This window comes from Sorangium sp. So ce887, assembly GCF_051521455.1.
Lineage (GTDB): Bacteria > Myxococcota_A > Polyangia > Polyangiales > Polyangiaceae > Sorangium.
Window position 1 is genome coordinate 6,847,794 of the sequence record NZ_CP150354.1, and the last position, 21,615, is coordinate 6,869,408.

Sequence of the window (21,615 nt, forward strand, 5' to 3'; positions counted from 1 at the left end):
TTAAGATCCTCGAACGAGGTTAAATTCATGAGATTGCTTGTCTCGATCGACTCTTGGGGCGCGCGGTTGCTCTCGGTGCTGGCGCTCGCGCCCGCCGTGGGCTGCGGCAGCGACGTCATGACCGAGGAGGGCTCGGGCGGAGGCGGGGGCGCAGGCTCGAGCGGGAGCACGGCGGAAGGCGCGACCACGAGCTCGGGCGAAGGCCCCTCCGGGAGCACGGGGACCGCGCCACCGGAAGGCTTCCCGTTCGCGTGCGACGATCCCGAGCCCATCATCGTCGCGGGCCAGAACACCGGGTACGTGCGCTGCGCCGGCGGCTGGATGCACCGCGCGGAGATCGTCGCCTGCCCGAGCCCGCTCCCGCGCGCCGAGGCGTGCCCGGAGCCGAGCGATAACCCCGGCGCCTGCTCTTCCGACGCCGACTGCACGGAGCAGCCCCACGGCCACTGCGACCCCGCTGCCGGAAACGATGCGCTCCCGGGGTGCTTCTGCCAGTACGGGTGCACGATCGATGCCGATTGCACCGAGGGACAGATCTGCTTGTGCGGCGATCCGGTCGGGCGCTGCGTGCCAGCGCTGTGCACCAGCGACCAGGACTGCGGCAGGCTGCTCTGCTCGAGCTACGTCCTCAACCCGGGTTGCGGCGGGACCGGCTTCGCATGCCAGACGCCCACCGACGAGTGCGCCGGCAACGACGATTGCTCAGGGGGGCAGGAGTGCTCCCTCGCGGCGCTGCGCCACGCCTGCGCGCCGTCGACCTGCGCGATCGGCCGGCCGTTCCTGGTGGACGGCGTCGAGCGCACCGCCGAGCCCGCCGCGCGCGACGACTGGCGGGCCGCCGCGCCAGACGCGCCGCCCCGCCGCGACGGACTCTCGGCCGAGCAGCAGACGGCGCTCGCCGATCACTGGACCCGCGCCGCCCTCCTCGAGCACGCGTCGATCGCCGCGTTCGCCCGCTTCGCGCTCCAGCTCCTGTCGCTCGGCGCGCCGCCGGAGCTCGTCGGCGCGGCGCAGGCGGCCATGGGCGACGAGACCGAGCACGCGCGCATGTGCTTCGAGCTGGCCAGCGCGTTCGCCGGCCGCGGCATCGGCCCGGGGCCCCTCGCCATCGACGGCGCCCTCGGCGGCGAAGGCGCCCGCGCGATCCTCGTGACGACCCTCCGCGAGGGGTGCATCGGCGAGACCATCGCCGCGATCGAGGCGGCAGAAGCCGCCCTCCACGCGACCGATCCCGCGATCCGGCGCGCCCTCGAGCAGATCGCCGAGGACGAGACGCGGCACGCCGAGCTCGCCTTCCGGTTCGCCGCCTGGGCCATCGAGCGCGACCCCTCCCTGGCGAGCGCCGTCGTCGACGAGCTCGCCGCCGCCGCCTCGGAGCCCGCCGCCCCGGGCGAGGCCGACCGCGGCGGCCTGCTCGGCTTCGGCGTGCTCTCGCCGCAGCACCGGCGGGAGATCCGGCAGCGCGCGCTCGCGCAGGTCATCGCGCCCTGCGCGCGGGCGCTGCTCGCGCGCGGCGGCGAGCGCAGCGGCCCGCGCCCCGCGGCCAGCCCTCAGCGCGAGGCGATCGAGAGCTTGGCGATGAACAGCTGACCGCCCGCGGCGTCGACCTGACAGTTCAGGAGCGGAAAATCGGCGCCCGTGGTGCCCGCCAGGAAGACGTCCGTCCCGGAGATCGCCAGCGCCTGGATCTGCTGGAGCTCCGGGCCGCCGAGCGCGCCGAGCCACTCGACTTCACCGCCCGAGGCCCTGAGCCGCGCAAGGAAGATGTCCCCCTGGCCGGCGTCGCCGCTCACCTCGGTGTCGTCGATCGTCATCTGCCGCTGGAAGTGCCCGGCCACGATGACCCGCCCGAGCGCGTCGACCCCGACGGCCTGCGCCGACTGAGCCCCGCTGCCCCCGAGGTGCTTGGCCCACGTGGCGACGCCGCCCCGGTCGAGGTGCGCCGCAAAGCCGTCCTCCTCCGTGGCGACGAGCTCGCCGGCGAGATCGATCTGCCCCTCGAACGAGCCGGCCAGGACGACGCCGGCCTCGTGCACCGCGAGGGCGCCGGCGCGCTGCTCGCCGCGGAGGGGGGAGTGGTGTTGATACCAGAGGCCCGCGCCATCGGCGCTCGATCCGTCGCAGATCCAGGACGCCGGGAACGAGGCGAGGAGGAAATCGGTCCCCTCCGCGACCGCGTCGTCGGGCGGCAGCCCGCGCTCGAAGCCGGGGAATCCGACGTTCACGCGGCCCTCGAAATCGGCGACGACAAAGGCCTCTCCGGAGGAGACGCGGAGCGCGCGGGGCCGGTAGCGCGCCCCCTCGCGGCCCGAGAAGACACCGCTGCAGGGCCTCAAGAGGGTCTGTCCATCGTAGCTGGAGAACCCCATGTCCGCCTCGCCCTGGAGCGACGTCAGGACGAAGACGCGGTCGCCCTCCACGGCCACCGCCTTCGCCTCGTCGGGGCCGCTCGACCCGTGCGTCACGCACGCCGCGACCCCGCCCGGATCGTTCTTGTCGAGCCGCGCCACGAACGCGTCGCCGGCCCCGGCGTCATCGGGCGACCCGCAGTCCGCGCCGAACGACAGGCTGCCCGTGAAGTCGCCCGCGACATAGACGCTGCTCTCGCCCAATGCGATCGAGGTCGCCTGATGGGTGCGCGTCGCGGTGTCGTTCTCCGCGTTCCCGAAGCGCTCGCTCCACACGTGGTTCCCGTCGCGCGCGAGGTGCACCACGAAGACGTCCTTGCCAGCGCCTCCCGCCGTGAGCGGCGCGCCGCCGGCGACGGTGAGGTCCCCCTTGAAGCCGCCCGCCAGCCACAAGGTACCGTCGCCGTCGGCCGCGATCCCGCCGAGCGTGGTGTCGGCGTCGCCGAACGACATCGCCCACTGGCACGTATAGCCGGGCTCGCTGACCGTCCCGCCCCCGACGCCCAGCTCGTTGACCGGCTGGATGCCGGCGATCTCCGCGCAACTCGCGCCGCCCGCCGCGACGAGGGCGCTCGCCAGCCAGAGCCGAGCACGCCGATCGAGCCTCATCGTCATCAGAACACCCCGAGGACGGCACCGCCGAGGACGCCCGGCGCGATCTGCACGCGGGCGCTCGCGCGCGGGCCGTCCGGGGGCAGCGTCAGCCAGAGGACGGCCGTGCCGGCGAGCGCCGCGCCCGCGGCAATGAAGGAGAAATCGGAGACGGTCGCGTACGACATCGCCCTTCTGGCCAGATCGGGCACCGGCTGCGCGCAGTCCAGGTAACGCGCCGGTTCCCTGCAAGTCGTCCTGGCTTTGTCCTCGACCTTGTCCCACGTGGAGATCGCCAGGCCCCCGAACGTGCTCCCGAGCGCGATGCCCGCCAGCGTGAGCCCGCCGGTCACCCACATCAGGTTCCGGTGGATCGAATCCGGCCTCTGGCCGTACGGCATCGGCCCGCGGCGCTCCAGGTCGGCGGCAGGAGGCGCCGACGCCGCCGCGTGGGGCTGGAGCGCCCTCACGTGGACCTCGATAAGCTCTCCCGGTTGCCTCGCCTCGACCTCGCGCGAGAACGGTTGCCTGCCGGGCGCGCTCGCGGTGACCCGGTGCTTCCCCGGCTCGACAGGGCGCGCCGCCCCGAGCTCGCGCTCCGCCACCCCGTCGAGCGTCACCGCGAGCCCAGGCAGCACCTTCACCTCGTCGGACACGAGGATCGCGAGCCTCGGGAGCTTCTGCGCGATCGCCGCCGCGCGGTCGCGCGCCTCGGCGCCCCGCTTCGCGTCGCCGCCCGCCGCCTCCGTCGACTCGATCTCGGTGTAGAGCGCCCACGCGCTCGCGAGGCGCCCGGCGCGCTCGTGACACATGGCGAGCTCGAGCTTCGTCTCCGTCGACGGGCGCAGCCGCTCGCTCTCCTCGAGCTTCGGACAGGCCGCGTCCGGCCGATCGTTCGCCAGGAGCGCCTGCGCTTCCCGGCGCAGCGCGTCGGCCCGCGCGCGCTCCGCGATGGTCGGCTCGGCCCAGGCTGGGGCCGCCGGCGCCGAGGCGGCCAGCGCCAGGAGGAGCCCGAGCGGAGCGCCGCCGAGGGCGCTCCGCGCCGCGCGCCCCGCGCTGCCCGCGGAGCGGCGGGGTCCTCTGCAGATCTCTTCAGGCATCGAGTCCCCTGGGCGGCCGGCGAGCAGCACCTGCGTCAGGTCCGTGCGCTGGACCGCGACGACCGATAACAGGGCACCGCGACGAGCGCCAGGCCGAAAGCCCCCGTGGGCTGGCCGCCGCGCGGGTGCCCGAGGATGGCGCGCGGCGCGGCGCAGACGGGCGCGCGGCGCGGCGCAGACGGGCCCGCGCCCGCCTGAGGCGCCCCGCGCGGCGCGACCGCACGCCCCGCGTTCCGCTTCGACCCCTGAGGCCTTTGCGCTAGCTTTCCGCCCTCGACTCCGGTCTCGTCCGTGGCTCCCGCGTCATCGAGCGTGCCGGCTGGAGCGCTCCCGCGAACAGGTGCCCTGATGTCCTCCGTGCCCGCCCCCAAGAAGAAGCGGTCCAAGAAGAGCGCGCCCTCCCTGCCTCGCCGGGACGAAGAGTGGATCGGCGGCTTCTTCTCCCTGCGCGCGTTCGTGCACGAGGGCGACGAGGCGTACCGTCCCGAGGCGGTCGTCTGGATGACCGAGCGCGGCTTCGTGCTGAGCTGCGCCGCGCTGCGCCCCGGCGACGTCGTCGCGGGCGCGGTCGACAGCTTCGAGGCCGCCGCCAGGGGCCCCCTGGAGGGGCAGCCGCGCCTGCCCGAGCGCGTGCGCGTGGCCTCGCCCGCGCTCGCCGACGCGCTGAGGGCGCGGCCCGGCCCGGCGATCGAGGTCCGCGTCGCGCCGACGCCGGAGATCGACGTCGTCGCCGAGGACCTCGAGGCGCACCTCGGCGCGCGCGACGGCCGCCTGACGCCGAGCTTCCTCGGCGGCGGCATCGAGGCGCCGGCGATGGCGTCCTTCTTCCGCGCGGCGGCCGCGCTCTACCGCACGACGCCCTGGAAGACCGTGCCCAGCGACGCGGACATCATGGCGCTGTCGATCCCGTCGCTCGGCGCGCGCGACCTCGCGCTGTGCGTCGTCGGGCAGGCGGGGCAGAGCCACGGCGTGCTCCTGTTCGAGAGCGCGCGCGGGTTCGAGCTCTACCTCGCGGAGACCGCGAAGCTCCCGGACGCGCCGCCCGCGTCGCTGCCGGCGAGCTTCTTCTCGCTGAGCTTCGACCGCGCGAGCGACCTGCACCCCGCGCTGCGCGCCGAGGTCGCCGAGCAGAGCTGGGAGCTGGCCGGGCCGGACGCCTACCCCACGCTCGCGATGGTCGACGAGGACCTGATCGGCCGCAAGCCGACGCCGAAGGAGCTCACCGCCTCCGAGGCGCTCGCGCTCGGCCTGGTCGAGCTGATGAAGCGGCGCAAGGAGATCACGAAGGCCTTCCGCGGCGGCGACCCGGTGGAGGCGAGCTACGTGGTGGAGACGCACGGGGGCCCGGTGGAAGTGCTGTTCCGCGCGCCCCACCCGGAGCGGAGCTGATCCCGGCGGTCGGACGGCAGCGCGCGCGGGCGAGCGCGCGATCAGGCCGCGGAGGCAGGCCGCGGAGGGGCGCCGGCCTCAGCGGGCGATGAGCCGGTAGAGATCGGCGTTCACGATGAACTCACAGACGACGTTGCCGAACTGGAGGATGTCGCCGCTGCGAAGGGGCGCGCCGTCCCCGGCCGGCGTGAGGAGCCGGTCGTTCAGGAACGTGCCGTTGGTGCTCTTCCTCGCGTGGAGCATCGGGGTGTCCGCGATCAGGACCGAGATGTGAGCCTGGACCTTGGAGACGGATGGATCGCGGAGCACGATATCGCTGTTCAGGGCGCGCCCGATGAGGATGCGATCCTGCCAGGGGCTCTCCGGGCGCTTCGCCACCGGCAGGAGCTCGCAGCCGTGGGACGCGACGGTCATCCCCGACGAGATCCGGTGACGGCACACGGCCGGTTGATTGCTCGATCCGGGCGAGGTGCCGGCAAAGACGGTCTTGAACGACGGGGGGGGCTGGTCCTCGGGGCCGAGCTCCCGGAGCAGCCACGCGTGAGGGTACCTCCGGTCAAAGGCCATCCGTGAGAGCGCCCGGCTCTGGGCACAAAGCGTCGCGAAGGTCAACATGAGAAGGTCTTCCCCGAGTTCCGTGCTGTTCGAGCGGGCGGCGCCCAGCCAACCAGCGCACCGCCCGCTCACCAGGGCCCGATAGGCATTTATACATCAGTCCACGACGGGATCACCGGGGGCCACGACACGCCCTGGGTGGAACGATGCAACCTCCGGCCCCGCGTGGACTACATTGGGGGCGCTCGCCATACCTTGCTCCCACAAAACTCACATCCAGCGCACACGGCACACCTGCGAGGCGCCCGGCCGGCGGCGGTGCCGTCAGGCACGCCGATCCAGGCAACGATCGACAGGCGAGCGATGCGAGAGGCCGAAAGGGCCGATGGAGATCGCACACGTACGACACCGCACCTCCCTTCCTGTTGCCGCCGCCGCGGAGTACAGACACACGAAACAATTACATTCGCATAATTGTGCTCGTGGAGATTCTCACGCTGGACTCGAGATCGCGAGCCTCGCGGAGGAGGCCTTCCACGGGACGAACCCCCAGGAGGGGCCCTGTTCGGTCGCGGCAAGGCAGGCCTCGCGCCGCTCTTCAGCCGGCTCGCGGTCCTGCTCTGTTGGAAGCCGGCGTATCCGGCGCCGAGCGCCGTCACGTTCGACCCCCGCGCCCCTGCCCCGCCCGCCTGGCCCCCGGCGGCGCCGCCCCCCTCGCAGCCGCCGTCCGGGCCCTCGCAGCCGCCGGATCGCGGCCCGACCGTCGGACGCGGACCGCCCCGCGGAGTGGTACAGGGCCGCCTTTGGGATGGCGCCGCGCGCCGTCCCGCAGGCTCGCTCCGCGGCATCGCTTCGCGAGATCGCATCGCGAGGCGGTTACGCTATGTTGCCGCCGTGACCTCCTCCTACAATGTCCAGCACGCGCCGGTCGGCGCCTTTGCCTCGTTCACGCTCGGAAGCTTCAACCGCCGGGGCGGCTTCGCCTCCCAGGTGGGCCGCCCGGGAGAATCGAACCTCTACATCGGCTACCGCGAGGGAGACGGGGACTTCTTCTGCCTCCCCTACTTCGAGGGCCACAGCGGCCCGGACGTCCCGTTCGGCGTCACCTTGACCCATGACACGCGGATGCGCCGCGTCTTCGGCGAGCAGGACATCCGCCGCGAGCTCGGGTGGGCGAGCGACACGATCCGCGCCGGGCGGCTGACGCTCGCCCTCTACTCGCCGTTCGGCCCGATCCCCGACCCGCGCACGGCGGCGCCCTCCGAGGTCGCCGAGCGGTCCTGCCCGGCGCTCATCGCGCGCCTCGAGCTCGACAACACCGGCAGCGACAAGCCGATGACGGGCGTCTTCTCGCTCGACGCGTCGAGCCTGCGCGACCTCGAGACGACGAGCGACGGCCGCCTGGTCGGCGTCGCGCACGGCCGGCGCTGGGGGCTCGCCGTCCGCCCGGAGCCGGGCATCCGCGCCTTCCAGGCCTTCGCGCCCGAGAACGCGCTCGACGGCAGCACCGATCGGCTGTTCCGCCTCGGCAAGACCGGCGGCCTGCTCATCGACGTCCCCCCGGGGGAAAAGCGCGAGGTCTGGATCGCGCTCGGGTTCCACGACGCCGGCACCATCACGACCGGGATCGAGGCGCGCTACGCCTACACCCGCTACTTCCGCAGGCTCGAGGACGTCCTCTCCTTCGCGCTCGACCGCCGCGAGGCGCTCGTCAAGGAGGCGGTCCAGCGCGATGAGGAGCTCGCGCAGTCGGCGCTCAGCCCCTCCCAGAAGTGGCTGCTCGCCCAGGCGACGCACGGCTATTTCGGGTCCACCGAGTGGCTGGACACCGCGCTCGACGACGCCTCGCCGCCCGCGCCGCTGTGGGTCGTGAACGAGGGCGAGTACGAGATGATGAACACCTTCGATCTCACGATCGATCACCTCTTCTTCGAGCTGCGTTACGCGTCCTGGGCCGTGCGCGACGTCCTCGACCTCTTCGTCGACCGCTACAGCTACCGCGACAAGGTGAAGCGCCCCGGCGCGAACGGCGAGCTCCTGCCGGGCGGCGTGTCGTTCACGCACGACATGGGCGTCGGCAACCACTTCTCGCCGGCCGGCGACTCCAGCTACGAGCGGCCGAACCTCGACGCCGCCTGCTTCAGCTACATGACGCACGAGCAGCTCACGAACTGGATCTGCTGCGCCGGCGTGTACGTCGCGCGCACCGGCGACAAGGGCTTCCTCGAGCGCCACCGGGGCCTCTTCGCCGAGCTGCTCGCGAGCCTCCTCCACCGCGACGCGCCCGAGCCCGGCGCGCGCGCCGGCGTGATGGCGCTCGACAGCAGCCGCTGCGGGACCGGCGCCGAGATCACGACCTACGACTCGCTGGATCACTCGCTCGGGCGCGCGCGCGGCAACCTCTACCTGGCCGGCAAGACGTGGGCGTCGTACGTGGTGCTCGCCGACCTCCTCCAGCGCTGCGGAGACGCCCCCCTCGCCGCGGAGTCCAGGGCGGCGAGCCAGAAGACGGCGCGCGCCATCGTGTCGGCCTTCCACGAGCCGTCGGGCTACATCCCCGCCCTGCTCGACGGGAGCTCGACGAGCGCGATCATCCCCGCGATCGAGGGGCTCCTGTACCCGCACGCCATGGGCTTGCTCGACGGCAACGCCGCGGAGGGCGAGCACGGCGAGCTCGTCCGGGTGCTCCGCCGCCACTTCCAGGCCATCGTCAAGCCCGGTGTGTGCCTGTTCCCCGAGGGCGGCTGGAAGCTCTCGAGCAGCAGCGACAACTCCTGGGCGAGCAAGATCGCGCTCTGCCAGCACATCGCGCGCGTGATCCTGAAGGCCGATCTGCCCGACGCCGAGCGCCACGAGCAGGCCCACGTCCGCTGGCAGATCGAGGGCTCCGGCTACTGGGCCTACTCCGACCAGATGCAGCGCGGCGTGCCCGTCGGCAGCCGCTACTACCCGCGCGGCGTGACGGCCATCCTCTGGCTGGACGAGGCCCCGGCGGGGGCGAAATCGCCGAGCCGGTAGCCGGCGGCGCTCCGCGCCGGAGCGGTGGGAGGGCGTTCTCCAGAGACGCCCGCCGGGCCGGCTCGCCCCTGCGGGGGCAGCCGGCCCGGGAGCAGGGCAATCGACCGAGGTGCTTTCATGAGAGTTCTCATCATTGGCGGGACCGGGCTCATCTCGACGGCCATCGTGCAGCAGCTCCTCGAGCGGGGCGATCGCGTCACGCTCTTCAACCGGGGCGTGACGGCGCGGCGGTTCGAGGGGGATGTCGAGGTCATCGTCGGTGATCGCTGGCAGTACGCCGAGTTCGAGCGCGAGATGCAGCAGCGCACGTTCGACGCCGTGATCGACATGGTCGCCTTCGCCCCCGAGAACGCCGACTCGCTGCTCAGGGCCTTCTCGGGCCGCGCGGGGCACCTGGTCGTCTGCTCGACGGTGTGCGTCTACGGCGGGCCCCTCACGCGCTCGCCGGCGACCGACGACGAGCCGCACCGCCCCGTGACGAAGTATGGACAGAACAAGTCGCGCATCGAATCGACGCTGCTCGCGGCGAACGGCCAGAACGGGCTCAAGACCACGATCTTGCGGCCGTCGTTCACGACCGGCGAGGGGCACACCGCGCTCGGCGCGCTCTATTTCGATGACTCGATGGCCGACCGCGTCCGGCGCGGCCTCCCGCTCGTCGTCCACGACGACGGCGCGGCGCCGTGGGCCATCGCGCACGTCTCCGATGTGGCCCGAGGGTTCGTGAACGCCCTCGGCAACGACAGGGCCTATGGGCAGGCCTACCACCTCACGAGCGACGAGCACACCACGTGGGGCGGCGTCTTCGCCGCGCTGCAGGAGGCCGCCGGCGGCAAGTCCCCCGTGGTCTCGATCCCGACCGGCTGGCTCTACGAGGTCGCCCCTCGCCGCATGGTGGGCGTCAAGTTCATCTATCAATACGGGTCGATCTTCGACAACAGCAAGGCCGCGCGCGACCTCGGCTTCCGGACCACCGTGCCGCTGGTCGAGACGTTCCGCCGCCAGATCGCCTGGTCGGAGCGCGCCGGGACGTACCGGCGCGCCGAGGACGAGCCGCTCCAGGACGTCCTGCTCGACGCGTTCAACCAGGGCAGGAAGCCCACCCCGGGGCAGGTGCACGACTTCAATCCATGGGGGAACGAGCCCGAGTCCTGATCCCAGCTACCGTCTCATCCGACAGGTGGCCTCGCCACCTCACGGAGCATCCCACGAGAACCTTCCGCTGGGAGCGCTCCGGTATTTTCCTTGAGCCGTGCCGGAGCGGACCTCGACGATCCCCTTCGCCAGCCGCGTCAGGGCAGGTTCTCGAGGGGATCCGTCTTGCCGACGCCCGCGTGCTCCAGGACGATGGCCTTGACGTCGGCCGCGCGGTCGAGCGGATACGCGTACGGAGCGGTCCAGGAGCAGTCTTCGCCGGACGCCTGCGTCCCGGTCGTCTCCTCGAACACGTTGTCGATGCGATGCGTGCCGCCGGCCGCGCTGTCGAGCGTGGTGATGGGGTTCTTGACCTTGTAGAAGTGGTTGCCTTCGACGCGCAGGCAGGCGCCGACGCGCGAGTTCACCCCGGACGTGGCGACGTTCTCGAAGTAGTTGTTGAAGATGTGGCCGTTGCCGCCGCGGTAGCTCGGGAGGCGGGAGTTCACGTTGCTGAAGCGGTTGTGATGGAGGGTGATGCGGCGATCGCTGTCGTCGCTGTCCGACGAGCCGACCAGCATGCCCTTCCAGTGGTCGTGCAGGTAGCTCCACGAGATCGTGATATCCGAGGACTCGTGGGTGGCGTCGATGAGGCCGTCGTACTTGTCCTTGTCCGAGTTCACGGCGGCAGAGTCGGCCCAGAGCTCGCAGTGGTCGATCCAGACGTTGTGGCTCTCGTCCATGTGGATGCCGTCGCCGTTGCCGCTGCTGGCCAGCACGTGGTGGATCTTCAGGTTGCGGAGGATGATGTTGGAGGCTCTCCTCAGGTTGAGCCCGATCCCTTGCAGCTCTCCGCTCGACCCGACCCCCACGATGGTCTTGTCGGATGCGACGCGCACGTCGTCGCCGCTGCCGCTGATCTTGCCGGTGATCTGGATGATCCGCGCGCCGTCTCTCGCGGCCTCGGTCCTCAAAGCGTCGAGCGAGCTCACGGAGACGACCTCTCCGCCCTTGCCGCCGGTGGTGCCGTCGCCGGTCGTGGCGTAGCCGTAGAGCCTGAAGTCGACGCCGCCGGGGCTGCTGCCCCCGGTGCCGCTGCTGGAGCCGCCCTCACCGCTGCTGGAGCCGCCTTCTCCGCTGCTGGAGCCGCCTTCTCCGCTGCTGGAGCCGCCCTCACCGCTGCTGGAGCCGCCCTCACCGCTGCTGGAGCCGCCCTCACCGCTGCTGGAGCCGCCCTCACCGCTGCTGGAGCCGCCTTCTCCGCTGCTGGAGCCGCCCTCTCCGCTGCCGGCACCGGTCCCGCCGGTGCTGGCGCTCGTGGTGGAGCCGCTGCTCCCGCTGCTCGTCGGCTGGCCCTCATTCTCTTCCGGATCTGACGTTTCCGAGCCGCACCCGACCACCGAGATGCCGGCGATGCCGAGCGCGATCAGCGCAGCCCAAGCGACTCGAGATTCGCACTTCATGAGCAAGTACCCTTTCCGTGATGAGCCAAGCAGCTCGCGCGACGCGGGTGGAGAAGCCGGACAGCGCACGGGCCGTTATCGGGAGCTCCATAGCAACGCATGTGCCACCAGCGCATGACGGTCCGAAGCCGCCCGGCTCCAGGCCTTCCATGGCGTTTTCCGCGGTGACAGCTGCCGCGCGCTTCCCCTCCCCCGACGGGCAACCGCGGCGCCGCGACCGAGTCTGTCAACCGCAGATTGACACTGTGGACACGTGAAGCACCGCGTCGTCGGCTTCGGCGCGATGGGCCGCCTGCGCGAGGTCGAGCGACTCGGCGTCGCCGGGCTCGCCGCCGCGGCCCTGTGTGGGGGGCTCAGGGGCCGATTCGAACGAGCTCGACCCAGTCGAGCCTGGACCCGTCCTCGCGGCACGCGAACGAGACGAGGTGACTCCCAGGCTCGAGCGCGAAGGTGAGCATCGTTCCTGTTTCGGCGTCCGAGTCGTTGACGTAATCGAGGTGGAAATCGGTGCCGATGAAATTGTACTGGTATCCCGGCGGCGGCGCCTGGTCCACGCGGACAAGGAACGAGTTGTCCGTGCTCTCGTCGGGTCCCGCGGCGACCCTGACCTTGATCTGATAAGTGCCGGCCTCGCTGATCTTGAACGAGCAGCTGACCCGGTCGTCGTCGCACCCCGCCACCTCGGGGACGACCACGTAATATCCGCCGTCGGCCAGCTCGTCTTCCACCTTGATGAAGCTGCCAGTGAGCTCGCAGGCCTCGGCCTCGAGCTTGAGCACGTCGCCCGTCGCGCCGCCCCCGCCCGCCGCGCCGCCCCCGCCCGCCGTCCCCGCGCCGCCCGGCGCGCCGCCCCCGCCCGCCGTCCCCGCGCCGCCCGTCGCGCCGCCCCCGCCCGTCGCGCCCCCGCCGCTGGACACGCCCGCCCCTCCCGCGGAGGCCGACGACGTGTCCCACGCCGCGGACAACCCCTCCAGCGAGCACGCGCAGGCCAGCACCGGCAAGAGCGCACACAAGGGTCGCCACCGCGGTGGACGCGTGTTGACCACCGTCGTGCGCGCCGGCGAAGCGCTCCCTGCATCGCCTACCGCACGACGTCTCGTCTCCGCCTGGGGGTCCGAGATCGCTTTCACTCCAACTACTTTAGCAACACACGTACCACGAGCGCGAACCAATCGTTCCTGCTGGCGCGGCCCCGAACCGGAGCGCTGGGTCGAGGGACGCTCGGGGCGCCTCAGCGCGCGGCGGGGCGCGCGTAGTCCTGGGCGCGGAAGAACACCCCGTGGACCTCGCCGTCGACAAGCGCCGGGACGAGCGCGCCGGGCAGGACGGACTCGACGTCGTTCGGCGCCCTGGGCCCGCCGAGATCGGTCCGCAGCCAGCCCGGGTCGAGGAGGTTCATCAGCACGCCTGTGCCGCGCAGCGAAGGGACCGTGTCGCGCACGAACTTGTCGAGCGCGGCCTTCGACGCGGCATAGGCCATGAGCTCCGGCTGGTCCTGGATCCCGGAGGTCACCTGGATGATGCGCCCCCAGCGGCGCTCCAGCATCGTCGGCAGCAGCCGGTAGGTGATCCGGATCGGGCTGATGACGTTCACCTCGAAGCTGAGCCGGTAATCCTCCGCCGGCGTCTCCAGGGTCGAGGTACGGAAAGGCGTCATGATGGCAGCGTTGTTGAACAGGATGTCGATCCCGCCCGACGCGGCGATCGCGCCGTCCAGCATCCGGTCGACCGCCGCCTGATCCGACAGCTCGCCCGAGACGGCGCTCACCCGGATCCCCTTGCCGGCGAGCTCGCCCTCGAGCTCCCGCGTGTGCGCCGCGTCGCGGCTGTGCAGGACCAGGTTGCAGCCGAGCCCCGCGAGGCCGCGCGCGATCTGCTTTCCGATACCCCGGCTCGCGCCGGTCACCAGCGCCCACTTTCCTTGGATTTCCACCGTCATGGCGGTGCCTTATGGCAGGGCCCGTCCCCTCTCGCACCTCAAAAGCGAGGCGCCCCACCGGCGCCCGGCGCGCGCGAGCGCCGCCGGTAGAGCCACCAGGTCCCGGCGTGATCCTGCGGAACACGGTCCCCGCGCACGCCGCCGTCACGGCACACGAGGCCGTGCATCCGACGTATCGCTGCGGTTCCAGCAGCACCGCCTGCTGATCGCGTGCTGCTGTTGCAGCAGCACCCGCCGGTCACCGCCGGGGAGCGGCCTCTGTAACCGCGCGAAACCACAGGGATCCCGCGTGGCACGGCGGCTGCCAGGAGCCTGCGGTTGCCTGCTGGCGCGATCCGCTCGCCAGTTCCTGTGTACCTGGAACCAACCAGCGCTGTCCCTGGCGAGCCGCAGGGCGTCCGGAAGAACCCTCCATGATCATCCACACCCCCTTCACGAGGATCCGCTCCGGGCTGCTTGGATGCGCTGTACTGGCGTGCGTCCTGTCCGGCTGCGACCGCGGCGGCGGTGAGCCGGGTGCCACGATCGCAAGCGATCCCGCCTCTCCGGCGCCGGCGCAGGACAGGCGCGAGGCGGGGGTCGTCCGCCTCGGGTACCAGAAGATCGGCACCCCCTATCTCCTCAAGGGCCGCGCCGACCGCCTGAAGAAGGCGCTCGAGGCGAAGAACGCCCGCGCCGAGTGGGTCGAGTTCCACGCCGGGCCTCCGCTGCTCGAGGCCATGCGCGCCGGCGCCGTGGACATCGGCCATGTCGGCGAGACGCCGCCCGTCTTCGCGCAGGCGGGCGGCGTGCCCTTCGTGTACGTCGCCACCGACCCTCCGGCCCCGAAGGCCGAGGCGATCGTCGTGCCGAAGGGCTCTCCGATCACCAGCGTCGCCGGCCTGAAGGGCAAGCGCGTCGCGGTCAACCGCGGCTCCAACGTGCATTACCTGCTGATCCGGGCCGTCGGGGGCGCCGGACTGACGCTCGACGACCTCCAGATCTCGTTCCTCGCGCCGGCGGACGCGCGGAGCGCCTTCGAGAGCGGCCAGATCGACGCCTGGGTGATCTGGGACCCGTTCCTGGCGGCGGCGGAGACCGCCGGCGCGCGCATCCTCCAGAGCGGCGAGGGGCTCGTCGACAACCACCTCTTTTACGTCGCCCGGCGCGAGTTCGCCGAGAAGCACCCGGAGCTCCTGCAGACCGTGCTCGAGGAGTACCGCGTCCTGAGCGACTGGGAGCGCGACCACACGGAGGAGGCCGCGCAGATCCTCGCGACGTCGTCGGGCGTCGACTACGGGGCGTTCCTCACCGCCGAGCGCCGGCGCTCGTTCGGCATCCTGCCGATCACGCCCGAGATCCTGAAGAAGCAGCAGGACATCGCCGACACGCTCCACAAGCTCGCGATCATCCCGCGCGACGTCCGCGTGGAGGACGCGTTCCTGTCGGCGCCCGCCCGCGGAGCCGTCCGATGACGGCCGCCGCCTCGACGGGCCGCCGCGCGCCGCGCGCGCTCGGCCGCGCCCTCGCCCCCTGGATCGCCCCGCTCGCGCTGGTGATCGTCTGGGAGGCCCTCTGCCGGCTGCAGGTCATCCCGAAGAGCCTGCTGCCGTCGCCCTCGGAGGTGGTGCTGGCCGCGGTCCACGCCACGAGGAGCGGCGACCTGCCGACGCACCTCGGCGTCAGCGCGCTGCGCGCGCTCGGCGGGCTCGTGATCGGCGCCGGCGTCGGGCTGGTGCTGGGCCTTTGCACCGGGCTCTCGCGCGCGCTCCAGCTCGTGGTCGACGGGCCCCTCCAGATGCTCCGCGCCATCCCCGCGCTGGCGCTCGTGCCGCTCGTCATCCTGTGGTTCGGCCTGGGCGAGACGGCCAAGCTCTTCATGGTCGCGGTGACGGTCCTCTTCCCCGTCTACCTGAACACCTTCCACGGCGTGCGCAGCGTCGACCCGCACATCATCGAGATGGCGCGCGTCTACGACGTCCGGGGGCTCGCGCTCTACCGCGAGGTCATCCTCCCCGGCGCGCTCCCCTCGATCCTGGTGGGCCTCCGCTTCGCGCTCGGGCTCTCGTGGCTCGTGCTGATCGTCGCCGAGACGATCGGCGCGAACAGGGGCCTCGGGTACGTCGCGATGAACGCGCGGGAGTTCATGCAGATGGACCTGCTCGTGCTCACGATCGTGCTCTGGGCGCTCCTCGGCAAGCTGGCCGACTCCCTCGCGCGCTGGGCCGAGCGCCAGCTGCTGCCCTGGCAGCCTCGATTGCAACGCATGGACGCGGGGTGACACCATGAGCGTGCGCGTACCGGACGATCGCGCGAAGGGCGCGCGGGTCGTCCTCGAGCGGCTCGAGAAGCGGTTCGACGACAGGCCTGTCCTCTCGGGCCTCGATCTCGACGTCCGCCCTGGCGAGCTCCTGACCATCGTCGGGCGGAGCGGGTCGGGCAAGAGCACCCTGCTCCGCCTCCTGTGCGGCCTGGAGCAGCCCACGGACGGCGCGGCGCGCATCGAGGCGGCGGAAGGAGGCGCCGGCGGCGCGGCCGTGCGCGTCGTCTTCCAGGAGCCCCGGCTGATGCCGTGGCGCACCGTCCTCCAGAACGTCTGCATCGGCCTGCCGGCGGCGCGCCGCGCCCGCGCGCGCGACGTCCTCGCCCAGGTCGGCCTCCTCGAGCGGCAGGACGACTACCCCGGCGTGCTCTCGGGCGGCCAGCGGCAGCGGGTCGCCCTCGCGCGCGCGCTCGTGCACGAGCCCAGGGTCCTGCTCCTCGACGAGCCGTTCGGGGCGCTCGACGCCCTCACGCGGATCGGGGCGCAGCGCCTCGTCGAGTCGCTGTGGGCCCAGCACGGCTTCACGGCCATCCTGGTGACCCACGACGTCCAGGAGGCGGTCCTGCTGGGCGACCGCGTGCTCGTGTTCGACGAGGGGCGCATCGTGGAGAGCGTCACGGTCGACCTGCCGCGGCCGCGCCCGCGAGAGCTCCCGGAGGTCGGTCGCCTCACCGGCGCGCTGCTCCAGACGATCCTCGCGTCGGGCGAGGGCCCGAAGGCGCGCCCCCCCTCACGCGCAAGCCTTCCTCCGAAGCTGGCGGAGCCCCTCCTGGCCGGCGCGGAGTGAGAGGCGACGCCTCATCGTCCGTCGCTCGTGCCGCTGCTTCATTCGAAGCACCCCTTCAGGCGCGGATCGGTCCGGAGGATCGCCTCGACCTCCGGCGCGCAGTCGCGGGCTGAGAGGATCGTGTAATAGCCGGGCTTGATCTCCGGCGCGACGCGGACCGCCTCGCGCCACTCGTCGAGCGAGAACGGGTCGGTCCGGATCGCGTCCCAGAAGCCGGTCGCGTCGAGGACGGCGGCGATGTGGTCCGTGTCTCGCCCCTGGAGCTGGCTCACGACGTAGGCGGCCGTGCCGACCTGCAGGCCGTGGAGCCGCGGCCGGCTGGAGGTCTGGTCCAGCGCGTGCGAGATGAGGTGCTCGCTGCCGCTCGCCGGCCGGGACGACCCCGCGATCTCCATGGCGATGCCGTTCAGCATGAGCGCCGTCGCGAGCAGGCGCATGCCCTCGAGGTCGCGCCGGGGGCGCGCCATGAACTGGAACACGGTCGCGTCCGAGAGCAGGGCGGCGAAGTCGTTGACCGGCTCGCCGCGCGCGTGGAACGCGAGCTTCCAGTCGCGCACCGCCGTCACCTTGGCCACGAGGTCGCCCACGCCGGAGAGCCAGAGGATCTCCGGCGCGCGCAGGCAGACGTCGGTGTCGACCACCACGCCGAACGGGACGGCGCAGCGGAGCGAGCGGCGCCTGCCGCCGATCGTGAGGCTGGCCGAGGGGCTGCAGAAGCCGTCGTTCGAGAGCGACGTGGGCACGGCGAGGAACGGCAGCCTGGCGAGGAACGCGAGGTACTTGGCCGTGTCGAGGGCGCGGCCGCCGCCGAGCCCGACGATCGCGTCGCAGCGCGCCGGGAGCGCGGGCAGGAGCGCCGAGGCCTCCTCGAAGCTGGCCGAGCTGACCTCGCGCTGCGCCACGACCTCGATCGCCTGCTCGTTCAGCCCCTCGCGCATCGCCGCCTCGATGGCGGGGGGCGTCCCCGCGCTCGACAGCAGCAGGACGTGGCGGCGCGCCGCGCGGGAGAGGTAGAGCCCGCTGCGCGGGAGCGCCCCGGGCTTGATGCGCACCAGCGTGGGGATGCCGATCTGGGTGGCTTTGGGCATGCGCCGTCTTCATAGATCCGCCGCCTCGCCGCGGCACGCCTGCGGCGGATGGCCCCGCCGCCTCGCCGCGGCACGCCTGCGGCGGACCTCCCCTGGCGGATGCACAGGAACGACGGACGACCAGCGCGCATTCGAGCGCTGGACGTCCCCCCCGGGATCCCGGTCGATTGACAGCGGTCCTGGCCTCGTGTAGCGCCTCAGTCGTCGAGGCCCAGCGCCCTGTCGCTCCGGGGCAGCTTCAACCTGCTTTCTCCTCGAGAGCGTGTCTGCCGACCCTTCCTCACGATCGAGCGCTCCCGGCTTGTCCCGGCGCGGCGCTCAGGGCGACCGCGACCATGATCATCCAGAACGTGAGCTTCTGTGCGACCGAGTGGAGCAAGGTTCCACCGGTCGAGGTCCCCGGCGAGGCTGGAATGGCCTACTGGAGGACCGTCGAGACTGGCAATATCCGGGTGCGGATGGTGGAGTACACGCCCGGCTACGTGGCAGACCACTGGTGCGAGCGCGGCCATGTGGTGCTCGTCCTCGATGGCGAGTTCGTCACCACGCTGCGCGACGGGAGAGAGATCGTCCTCGCGCCCGGGAGCAGCTACCAGGTGGCCGAGGGCGTGGAACCCCACCTGACCTCGAGCCCGAGAGGCGCCACGGTCTTCATCGTGGACTGAGCCCGCGCCATGAATGACACCCTGCTGAGCGCGCTGCGCCTCATCCCACTCTCGGAGTTCTTGATCGGCGCCCCGGCCCCGCCCGCGTTCGAGGCGGCGGTGCGCGAGGCACGGAGGCCGAGCGAGGTGCTGAGCGCCATGGCCTTCCTCTGCGCCTCGCTCGTGGCAGCTCATCCCGCGATCCGCGACCGGCAGCTCAAGCATCGCTTTCACGAGAGCCCTCCGGAGCAGCCGCAGCACTGGTCCGACTGGCAGCGCGTGGCCGACCTGTTCCTGTGGCTCAGCGAGCCGCCCGCTGCCGTGCGCGACGCGATCGCCGCCGAGAGCGCGCTCCCGCTGGCCGGACGGCGCGCCGCCGAGCAGGCCGACGCGGGCGCGCTCGCCTCGCTCCTCGACCTGGTCCACGACGTCTGGGAGCACCTCCTGCACCCGTACACTCCCCTCTTCGACGCCATCATCAAGACGATGCTCCTCCGGCATCCCCCGCGGCGGGTGGTCGATTACGGGGCCGGCGCCGGATACTTCACCTTCTACCTCGCCTCCCTCGGCTGCCATGTCCACGCCGTCGAGCTGAACCCCGTGAAGCAGGAGTTCCTGCGGTTCAGCCGGGGGCGTCGCGGGATGGAGGACCGGATCGCCCTCTCCCCGCCGGAGGCGCCGTGCGACTGCGCCCTGGCGATCAACCTCTTCGATCACATGGCCGACGCCTCGCAGATCCTGCCCGACGTCGCGGCGGCGCTCGCGCCGGGCGGCCTGCTCTTCTATCAGGCGGCCTTCCCCGCCGACGGATATCACACCTCCGACAAGGAGGTGATCGACCGGGTATTCACCGGCCTCCACACGCTCTTCGAGTCGATCTACGCGTCTCCCGTCCAGCACTTCGGATTCGAGGTGATGCGGAGGCGCGACACCCCGGCCGCGCTCCCCGAGGGCCCTTCCGGGGTCGCGCTGGTCCCCGCTCCCGAGCTCCTGGCCGGCGACCGCTCCGCGCTCCGCCCCCGCCTCCACGAGACGGTGACGGTCGAGCCCATGGAGGACGGCGAGGACTGCGTGCTGCTCCACTCACCCATGTTCTACCTCCGCACCTTCGTCGCCCCCTCCGCCCTGCTCGATCTGGTCCGCCTCTGTGACGGCGAGCACACGGTCGCCGAGATCACGGCGCACATGGAGGAGCTGGGGGCGGACGCCGAGTCGGTCTGGAAATCCCTGCTCCGGCTCTGGCAGCGGCGTTTCCTCGGCATGAAGAGGTGATCTGGCGAGGGGAGCCCCGTCCCCTCCCCAAAGGCCCCTCAGGCGGCGAGCGCGCGCTGGGTGAGCCAGCGGCGGGCCATGGCGAAGACCTCGTCGCGCTCGAAGCCGAGCTCGTCGCCCGCCCGCTGCGCCACCTCCCGCGTGGTCTCCTGCCCGTTGAACAGCGGGAACAGGGAGCGCGGCCCTTCGCGGAGGGTCCATATCCGGTGCGTCTCCCCGAGCGACGGGACGACGATCAGCAGGGAGAGCGGCTCGTCGCGAACCTCGCCGGCGCGCGGATCTCCCGAGCGGATCCAGTCGAGCAGGTTCACCGGCAGATCGACGATCGCCGTGGCCGGGGCGGCGCGGAGGCGCAGGCCTGCGAGGGTGACGTCATCGTCCAGCTCCATGTCCGTGGGCCAGGCGTCGGCCGGGATGGAGGCTGTCTTCTTGAGCAGGGCGATGACCGCGAGCTCGTAGTCCAGCACCGGCTCGATATGCTCCGGCGGCCGGCGCCGCTTGAGGATCCGCTTGCGCAGGTAGCCCGCGAAGCGCTCGCACTCGGAGAAGCGCAGGTGTCCGAGCTCCTCCCACCTGTGATGGGCGAGGTACTCGAACGAGATCTCTTGAAGCCAGTCCGGATCGCCGTGGGTGAGCAAGAGGGCCGTCCGCGGCAAGTAACTGACGAGCGACGCGGCCACCTCGGCCGCAGCGCGGAAGCGCAGGTTCTCGATATTCCACCTCGTCCCGGGCTGGCGATGGAGCTCGTCGAGGACGGCCACGTGCCGGGCGTCGAGCCCGCGGCTCGCGGCGAGCTCCGCGTGCCGTCCTACGAGGGTGGCGTCATAGAGCGCTTCGTCCGCGACGAGCATCGTCCAGACCCGGAAGGCCTCGTGGGGTTCGCAGCTCATGCGGCCACCCCTCCTCGCGCCGAGGCCCACAGGTCGCGCGCGCGCTGGAGATCGGCGTTGATCATATCGACCCAGTCCGGCGTGACCGGGCACGATCGCGAGGTGTGTCCCGGCCCTTGCACCTCGAGGCAGACGGCGCGCAGGTTCGGGGCGCGGCGAAGCACGTAATCGAGCATTTCCCAGACGGGCCCGGGGACCGGGCTATTGTGCAGGTCGTGGTACCATCCGTCGAGCCACTGGCCGCCAGCGAGGTGGATCTCGACGACGCGATCGAGAGGGAGCGTCCTCAGGTACTGCCACGAGTCGTAGGCCGCGGCGGGAGCGGCGAGCGCCGCTGCCCGCTCTCCGTTCGAGGGAGCTCCCGGGTCCGGCGCGCCTCGCGGGAGCGCGCCCGAGGCGGCCCCTCGGCCTGCGTTGAGATTGACCGAGTTGGCGTAGACGTTGTGCAGATCGAGCAGCAGGTGCGTCTGCGCCTTGTCGACGACGCCGGCGATGAACTCCGCCTCGGCCATCTCCGAGCCGGGGAACGGCGCGTAGTAGAACGCATTCTCGTGGAGGAGCGGCATCTTCAGCCGGTCCTGGAGCGCGGCCGCTCGGCCGGCGACGCGCTCGACCTCCGCCCGCGAGAACTGCAGCGGCTGCGACCACATGTACGCGCTCGCCCGGGATCCGTAGAACAGGTGATCGGCGTACCAGGGGCTCTTCATCTCGTGGGAAATGGCGATGTGCCGCAGGACGCTCGGCGTCTCGTCGAGCGGCTCGAACCCGAACTCGTTCCCGTAGTTGCCGTGGGCGATGAGCGGGCCCTCCGCCGCCAGTCGCTCGAGGAGGGGGCGCGTCCCCGGGTCGATGACATAGCCCGAATCGAGCGGCCCGGCGAACATGTCACAGAGCAGCTCGGCGAAGTCGTAATCGATCCGCTGCATCGCCTCCATGCCGAGATCGAATATCATCGTGGGGTTCAGCTGGAGCCCGACCCCGCCTGTCTCTTTGCGCATGTTGTCTCCTTGTTCCCTCAGGTTGCTCGAGAACACG

General features: G+C 71.8%; 18 protein-coding genes. 9 read left to right on the top strand and 9 right to left on the bottom strand.

Annotated features, from left to right (window positions below; translation table 11 throughout):
* Nucleotides 1-27 precede the first annotated feature (27 nt).
* Nucleotides 28-1,590, top strand: a complete 1,563-nt coding sequence (locus tag WMF36_RS25305) for a ferritin-like domain-containing protein (protein ID WP_437573314.1) — start codon at nt 28-30, stop codon at nt 1,588-1,590.
* On the opposite strand, the gene WMF36_RS25310 is transcribed toward WMF36_RS25305, so the two are convergent.
* Both WMF36_RS25310 and WMF36_RS25315 read right to left on the bottom strand, forming a co-directional pair.
* Complete coding sequence (locus WMF36_RS25310) at nt 1,551-3,023, bottom strand: hypothetical protein (RefSeq protein WP_437573315.1); 1,473 nt, start codon at nt 3,021-3,023, stop codon at nt 1,551-1,553. The two genes, WMF36_RS25305 and WMF36_RS25310, sit on opposite strands and share 40 nt — an antisense overlap.
* Complete coding sequence (locus WMF36_RS25315) at nt 3,023-4,099, bottom strand: hypothetical protein (protein ID WP_437573316.1); 1,077 nt, start codon at nt 4,097-4,099, stop codon at nt 3,023-3,025. The genes WMF36_RS25310 and WMF36_RS25315 overlap by 1 nt, the downstream gene beginning before the upstream one ends.
* 348 nt (nt 4,100-4,447) lie before the next feature.
* Between WMF36_RS25315 and WMF36_RS25320 the strand changes: the two genes are divergently transcribed.
* Entirely contained in the window at nt 4,448-5,488 is a 1,041-nt protein-coding gene (locus WMF36_RS25320; protein WP_437573317.1) for a hypothetical protein, read from the top strand.
* 78 nt (nt 5,489-5,566) lie between these two features.
* Here WMF36_RS25320 and WMF36_RS25325 read toward each other — a convergent pair whose 3' ends face one another.
* Nucleotides 5,567-6,103 (bottom strand): FHA domain-containing protein, encoded by a 537-nt coding sequence (locus WMF36_RS25325; RefSeq protein ID WP_437573318.1) that lies wholly within the window; start codon nt 6,101-6,103, stop codon nt 5,567-5,569.
* Between the two features lie 834 nt (nt 6,104-6,937).
* On the opposite strand from WMF36_RS25325, the gene WMF36_RS25330 reads away from it, so the two are divergent.
* Nucleotides 6,938-9,061, top strand: a complete 2,124-nt coding sequence (locus WMF36_RS25330; RefSeq protein ID WP_437573319.1) for a glycoside hydrolase family 52 protein — start codon at nt 6,938-6,940, stop codon at nt 9,059-9,061.
* A gap of 117 nt (nt 9,062-9,178) precedes the next feature.
* Nucleotides 9,179-10,216, top strand: coding sequence for an NAD-dependent epimerase/dehydratase family protein (locus WMF36_RS25335; RefSeq protein ID WP_437573320.1), 1,038 nt, complete (start codon nt 9,179-9,181; stop codon nt 10,214-10,216).
* Nucleotides 10,217-10,353: 137 nt separating this feature from the next.
* Here the strand turns inward: WMF36_RS25335 and WMF36_RS25340 are convergent, their stop codons facing one another.
* The 3 genes from WMF36_RS25340 to WMF36_RS25350 all read right to left on the bottom strand — a co-directional run bounded on the left by WMF36_RS25340 (nt 10,354) and on the right by WMF36_RS25350 (nt 13,597).
* A complete protein-coding gene (locus WMF36_RS25340) occupies nt 10,354-11,658 on the bottom strand; it encodes a pectate lyase family protein (protein WP_437573321.1) in 1,305 nt (434 codons plus the stop codon).
* Between the two features lie 353 nt (nt 11,659-12,011).
* Nucleotides 12,012-12,671: a hypothetical protein gene (locus WMF36_RS25345; protein WP_437573322.1), complete on the bottom strand. Its 660-nt coding sequence runs from the start codon at nt 12,669-12,671 to the stop codon at nt 12,012-12,014.
* Nucleotides 12,672-12,889: 218 nt separating this feature from the next.
* Complete coding sequence (locus WMF36_RS25350) at nt 12,890-13,597, bottom strand: SDR family NAD(P)-dependent oxidoreductase (protein WP_437475935.1); 708 nt, start codon at nt 13,595-13,597, stop codon at nt 12,890-12,892.
* 413 nt (nt 13,598-14,010) lie between these two features.
* Between WMF36_RS25350 and WMF36_RS25355 the strand changes: the two genes are divergently transcribed.
* Genes WMF36_RS25355 through WMF36_RS25365 form a run of 3 tightly spaced genes read left to right on the top strand, consistent with a single transcriptional unit; the run spans nt 14,011 to nt 16,686 of the window.
* On the top strand, nt 14,011-15,051 hold the full coding sequence (locus WMF36_RS25355; RefSeq protein WP_437573323.1) for a sulfonate ABC transporter substrate-binding protein: 1,041 nt from the start codon (nt 14,011-14,013) through the stop codon (nt 15,049-15,051).
* The gene (locus tag WMF36_RS25360) at nt 15,048-15,857 is read left to right on the top strand and encodes an ABC transporter permease subunit (RefSeq protein WP_437573324.1); all 810 of its coding nucleotides are present in this window, start codon (nt 15,048-15,050) and stop codon (nt 15,855-15,857) included. The genes WMF36_RS25355 and WMF36_RS25360 overlap by 4 nt, the downstream gene beginning before the upstream one ends.
* A 4-nt stretch (nt 15,858-15,861) precedes the next feature.
* Nucleotides 15,862-16,686, top strand: a complete 825-nt coding sequence (locus WMF36_RS25365; RefSeq protein ID WP_437573325.1) for an ABC transporter ATP-binding protein — start codon at nt 15,862-15,864, stop codon at nt 16,684-16,686.
* 38 nt (nt 16,687-16,724) lie between these two features.
* Here WMF36_RS25365 and WMF36_RS25370 read toward each other — a convergent pair whose 3' ends face one another.
* Nucleotides 16,725-17,774, bottom strand: a complete 1,050-nt coding sequence (locus WMF36_RS25370) for an iron-containing alcohol dehydrogenase family protein (RefSeq protein WP_437573326.1) — start codon at nt 17,772-17,774, stop codon at nt 16,725-16,727.
* Nucleotides 17,775-18,109: 335 nt separating this feature from the next.
* Here WMF36_RS25370 and WMF36_RS25375 point away from each other — a divergent pair, with 335 nt between their 5' ends.
* Both WMF36_RS25375 and WMF36_RS25380 read left to right on the top strand, forming a co-directional pair.
* Nucleotides 18,110-18,439, top strand: coding sequence for a DHCW motif cupin fold protein (locus WMF36_RS25375; protein ID WP_437475937.1), 330 nt, complete (start codon nt 18,110-18,112; stop codon nt 18,437-18,439).
* Between the two features lie 9 nt (nt 18,440-18,448).
* Entirely contained in the window at nt 18,449-19,690 is a 1,242-nt protein-coding gene (locus tag WMF36_RS25380) for a class I SAM-dependent methyltransferase (protein WP_437573327.1), read from the top strand.
* A gap of 38 nt (nt 19,691-19,728) precedes the next feature.
* On the opposite strand, the gene WMF36_RS25385 is transcribed toward WMF36_RS25380, so the two are convergent.
* Together WMF36_RS25385 and WMF36_RS25390 are read right to left on the bottom strand one after the other, a co-directional pair.
* Nucleotides 19,729-20,580 carry a hypothetical protein gene (locus tag WMF36_RS25385; RefSeq protein WP_437573328.1) on the bottom strand — a complete coding sequence of 284 codons (852 nt, stop codon included), beginning with the start codon at nt 20,578-20,580 and terminating at the stop codon, nt 19,729-19,731.
* Nucleotides 20,577-21,578, bottom strand: coding sequence for a DUF692 domain-containing protein (locus WMF36_RS25390; protein WP_437573329.1), 1,002 nt, complete (start codon nt 21,576-21,578; stop codon nt 20,577-20,579). Before WMF36_RS25390 ends, WMF36_RS25385 begins: the two co-directional genes overlap by 4 nt.
* Between the last annotated feature and the right edge of the window lie 37 nt (nt 21,579-21,615).